The 1079-nt window shown below is 45.7% G+C and carries 1 protein-coding gene and 1 pseudogene; one reads left to right on the top strand and one right to left on the bottom strand.

Annotated features, from left to right (window positions below; all coding sequences use genetic code 11):
- Positions 1 to 404 (top strand): helix-turn-helix domain-containing protein (locus RDN66_RS08270; protein WP_308537766.1); only part of this gene is annotated, 404 nt, incomplete at its 5' end.
- Positions 405 to 754: 350 nt separating this feature from the next.
- Here the strand turns inward: RDN66_RS08270 and RDN66_RS08265 are convergent.
- Positions 755 to 1079, bottom strand: a pseudogene (locus tag RDN66_RS08265) (hypothetical protein); the annotation flags it as partial.

Raw genomic sequence — 1079 nt, 5'->3', positions numbered from 1 at the left:
GTGAAGCGGCACGGCTTGTTAAGGTTAGCCGTCCCACAATTTACAAGATGATTAACAGTGGGAAGTTAAGTTACACCTCTGTTGTAAAGCACGGGAAGGCTATTAAAGTTATTGATACTTCAGAGCTTATTAGAGTTTTTGGTTCTCTTGATGGTGTCATCGATACTGTAAAATATGATGTAAAAAGTGACGCAGAATCTACAAGTATTAACAGCGTTGGTTTACATGATTTACAACATAGAATCGCTCTACTTGAAGCTGAAAACGATGGTCTTAAAGGGGCTGTTAAGGCTCGAGATGAGCATATTGATTCCCTTCGTCAGGCTATGCAGCTTCTGGAGCACAAGCGCGAGCCTTCTTCACCACCCCATTCCCCGTGGTGGAAATTCTGGAAAAAATCCTGATCCTGCCATGCTTGAGTTTTCCTCTCCGGCCATCCCAGGGAGTTCCTGAACCTTCCCAAAAATCGCCAGATCTCTGAACGCTCCTCACGACTAAAAATACCCACACACTACGCAAAATTAAAATTTTGCAGATTCCTTATTTAAAACAATTGGTTAATGAAAAATTAATGTGCAGTGATGTGTTACAAAGTGCAGATCCAAGTCGTGGACGACTCTATGGCGAATCGTTTACGAATTGCCCACGATTCATATGTGAATCACGCTTTATTATCATGTTGTTATGATGAATCGACTCTTGATTCAATTCATCAATTTGGGCGTTTTTTGTTCATGGTGACTCTTGATTCAATTCACGATTCGAATCGCCGGTGAATCGTGTGGTGAGTCGTCCGGCGACTTGCCATAACGTGATTGCCGGCCGTCGACGAACCCGATTCCTGAACGTGCTGAAAACCGGTTTTCCGGCTGCGCCGGCAACGCCTCACGGCCACGCAATAAATTGCGTCCCCGTTCACCGTTTTCGGATCAGAAGAACGCCGGAAACAGGACTTACCCTGGCTGAATGGCGTGAATTTCCGCGCTATGCACTTGCGCGCATACTCATGCATGCCGTAAAAACAGAGCCTGCGCGTTTCTGGCGGGTTTTCGGGTGGTTTGTTGCCTGTTTTACCGGTT

This window comes from uncultured Kluyvera sp., from assembly GCF_902485085.1.
Lineage (GTDB): Bacteria > Pseudomonadota > Gammaproteobacteria > Enterobacterales > Enterobacteriaceae > Kluyvera > Kluyvera ascorbata.
This window is presented reverse-complemented; position numbering and strand designations above follow the sequence as displayed.